The organism is Corynebacterium sp. (assembly GCF_012837295.1).
Taxonomy (GTDB): domain Bacteria; phylum Actinomycetota; class Actinomycetes; order Mycobacteriales; family Mycobacteriaceae; genus Corynebacterium.
On the sequence record NZ_DURI01000213.1, the window covers coordinates 1 to 3,508 of the forward strand.

Genomic DNA, 3,508 nt, shown 5'->3' on the forward strand with positions numbered 1-3,508 from the left:
GATGACGTTGGCGATGAACAGGATCCCGAGAATCGTTGGCCGTGTGATCACGTTTTCCAGGGTACGTGGTTCCGCTGACCGGGAACTTCGCACTTTTTCGTCGTCAATGCAGAAGATTTTTCGTTGCCCCCGTTGACAGATCGTTGGGTTTTTACAACACTTGGTCACATGAGCCCGGTAAAACGTGGTCCCCAGAGACCAATCTTCAATCGACTGGCTGTGCTCCGCGCGGAACGCGGGCTCAGCCGCGCACGGCTGGCGGAGGCCGTGGAGGTCAACCCCCAGACGATCGGCGCCCTCGAGCGCGGGGACCACTACCCCAGCCTCGACCTGGCGTTCCGGTTGTGCGAGGTGTTCGGCCTCCCCGTCGAGGCGGTGTTCTCCCGCGAGGAGTTCACCCCGATGTCGGCGGCGCTGTACGCGGCGCAGGTGCAGAACCCGAACCAGAATCCGACCCCGAACCCGAGCCACGAGGAGAAGCGATGAACCACACGCCCCCGACCGAGTCCGGGATCGGCGCGACCGATCGAGCCGCGCAGCGCAGTTTCCTCGAGCGCTGGCAGGCCCGGCGCGAACGGAAGTTCCTGGAGCGCCGCGAGATCACGTCCAACTGGTTCCCGAAGCTGCGCAACCGCGCCGCCCGCCGCAAGCTGGTGGTCGCGTACCTGGCCACCATCGCGGCGTTGCTCGTCGCCGGGGTCATGCTGACCTTCGCGATCATCGGCGACGGAGGTTCCGTGTGGTGGGGCGTGCCGTGGATGGTCTTCACGGTGGCGCTCGTGATCACGTGGACGACGCTGGTGATCGTCACCGACAACATCGACGGCGCCCCGATGTCCGTGCTCGACGAGTACGAGCGGGCCCGCGTCGAAGGGCTGCGCAGCTTCGCGTACCAGTGCTTCACCTGGTTCGGAATGGTGTTCAGCATCGGCCTCGTCTTCTTCGGGACCTGGGTCGGCTCGAACGAGCCCGACTGGGCCGCGGACGTCCCGTATCTGACGGGGATGCTGTTCCTGATCCCCTTCCTGGTGATTCTCTCGCTGCCCACCGCGATCATCGCGTGGACGATGCCGGATGACTGAACGGCCCCGCTCACCCCATACGACTCGATCAACCCAAAAAATCACAGCGTTTTCGCAATCGACCGATGACCGACCAGAAAGGATGGCGACCATGGCGGGACAGCCCCTGATCATCGACGGCCTCCGGAAATCCTATGGGGACCTCAAGGTCCTCGACGGCATGAGCTTCACCGTCCGCCCGGGCGAGATCTACGGATTCGTCGGGGCCAACGGCGCCGGCAAGACCACGACCATGCGCATCGCGCTGGGCGTGCTGACCACGGACGGAGGCGAGGTCCGCCTCGGCGACGTGCCGCTGGACGACACTTCGCGCCGCACCATCGGCTACATGCCGGAGGAGCGCGGGCTGTACCCGAAGGAGAAGGTCCTCGACCAGCTCATCTACTTCGCGCGCCTGCACGGCATGGACGCGGCGACGGCGAAGGACCGCGCCGAGTCGCTGCTGGCGACCCTGAACCTCACCGAGCGCGGCGGCGACAAGGTCGACACCCTGTCGCTGGGCAACCAGCAGCGCGTGCAGCTGGCGGCGGCGCTGGTCCACGATCCGGAGGTCCTCGTCCTCGACGAGCCGTTCTCCGGCCTCGATCCCATCGCCGTCGGCGTGATGTCCCGGGTGCTGCGCGAGCGCGCGGACCGGGGCATCCCCGTGGTGTTCTCCTCCCATCAGCTCGATCTGGTGGAGCGCCTGTGCGATCGCGTGGGCATCATCCGCGACGGCCGCATGCTCGCCGAGGGCACCGTCGACGAGCTGCGCACCGCGGGCCCGCGCCTGTTGGCCGTGGAGGTCCCCTCGGCGCCGGCGGGTTGGGCGGATTCCGTCCCCGGCGTCGCGTCGTCCGAGGTCGACGCGCAGGGCCGCACCGTTTTCACGCTTGACGACGACGCTCCCGCCGACACCGACCAGCGCCTTCTTGATCTGGCGCGCACCCACGGCCCCGTGCATTCCTTCGGGCCCGTCCACATTCCGTTGACCGAGCTGTACCAGGAGGTCGTCCAGTCATGAGCACGCCCATCAAGGATTCCACCCGCTCCGGCGGCCCCCGCGGCGCCGGTTCCACGACCGCGTCCGGCTACCGCGCCTCCACCGCCATCGGTTTGGTGACCAAGCGCGAGCTGCGCGAGAACCTGATGAAGAAGGGCTCGGTCGTCACCCTGATCCTCGGCATCGTCCTGGCCGTCGGCGGCGTGCTGCTCACGGCCTACCTGACCCGCGACGACGGGGAAGCCACCGAGCCGACGCGCATCGCCGTCGTCGGCGAGGCCCCCTTCGCCGATTCCCTGGCCGACGCGCCGGAGGGCACGCTGCCCACCCCGATCGAAACGCTGCCCGCCGCCGACGAGGACGCGGCCCGCGCCATGATCGACGACGAGTCCGCCGACGCCGCGCTCGTGCCGGACGACGGTGCGACCGCGAACGAGTGGACGCTGCTGCAGAACGGCACGCCGGACACGCTCGTCGTCACGCTCAACTCCGCGCTCGCCGCCCAGCTGCAGGCCGACGCCATCGCCGCCCAGGGCGGGGACCCGGCGGCCGTCGCGGCGGCGGCCGGGCAGGGCTCGGTGACGTCGCAAAGCACGCAGGACATCGACTTCGCGGCGCTCATCGTCGTCGGCGTCGGCGTCATGGTGATGATCACCGCCATCATGATGTTCGGCGGTTCGGTGGCCAGCTCGGTCATCGAGGAGAAGTCATCGCGCGTCGTGGAGATCATGCTCGCCACGATCCGCCCGCTGCACCTGCTCGCCGGCAAGATCCTCGGCGCGGGCCTGGCCGGCGCGATCATGATGGCCGCGATCGTCGCCGCCGCGTCGGTGACCATCATCGCCACGGGCCTGGCCGCGGACTTCGACATCCCGTGGCTCGCCGTGGCCACGCTGATCCCGTTCTTCATCCTCGGCTACCTGCTCTTCGCCGCCCTGTACGCGACGGCCGGTTCGCTGGTCAGCCGCATGGAGGACTTCGGCGCGGCGCAGATGCCGGTGCTCATCCTGTCCTTCGTGGCCATCTACGTCCCGGCCTTCGGCTGGTCGCAGCTGGACTCGACGTTCATGCAGGTCGCCGCGTGGATCCCGCCGGCGTCGGTGACCACCGCCCCGCTGCAGTACGCCATGGGCAACTTCAGCGGCCTGCAGCTGCTCGGCTCGGGCGCCGTGCTCGCCGCGTCCTGCGTGATCATGCTGCTGCTCGCCGCGAAGATCTACCCGCGCAACGTACTGCGCACCGGTTCCCGCGTCACCTGGATGCAGGCGCTGAAGGGCTAGCCGCGCCCTCCCCGCGCCCGCACGCGCCGAAGGCCCCGCCCCACCATCGTTCGGTGGTGGGCGGGGCCTTCGCTTTTCGACGGCGCCGGCGCCTAACCCCGTCGGCCGGTGCCCGCGAATTCCCGGACCTGCGCCGCCGAGCCGTACGAGGCCTGCGCCCCGGC

At 68.9% G+C, this 3,508-nt stretch carries 4 protein-coding genes; all 4 read left to right on the forward strand.

Features of this window, described 5'->3' with window-relative positions; all coding sequences use genetic code 11:
- Window positions 1-168: 168 nt before the first annotated feature.
- The 4 genes from GX015_RS07075 to GX015_RS07090 all read left to right on the forward strand — a co-directional run bounded on the left by GX015_RS07075 (window position 169) and on the right by GX015_RS07090 (window position 3,344).
- Window positions 169-486, forward strand: coding sequence for a helix-turn-helix transcriptional regulator (locus GX015_RS07075; RefSeq protein WP_291343902.1), 318 nt, complete (start codon window positions 169-171; stop codon window positions 484-486).
- Entirely contained in the window at window positions 483-1,082 is a 600-nt protein-coding gene (locus GX015_RS07080) for a hypothetical protein (RefSeq protein WP_046649930.1), read from the forward strand. Before GX015_RS07075 ends, GX015_RS07080 begins: the two co-directional genes overlap by 4 nt.
- A 91-nt stretch (window positions 1,083-1,173) precedes the next feature.
- The gene (locus tag GX015_RS07085; RefSeq protein ID WP_120984452.1) at window positions 1,174-2,085 is read left to right on the forward strand and encodes an ATP-binding cassette domain-containing protein; all 912 of its coding nucleotides are present in this window, start codon (window positions 1,174-1,176) and stop codon (window positions 2,083-2,085) included.
- Entirely contained in the window at window positions 2,082-3,344 is a 1,263-nt protein-coding gene (locus tag GX015_RS07090; RefSeq protein ID WP_291343906.1) for an ABC transporter permease, read from the forward strand. Before GX015_RS07085 ends, GX015_RS07090 begins: the two co-directional genes overlap by 4 nt.
- Window positions 3,345-3,508 lie beyond the last annotated feature (164 nt).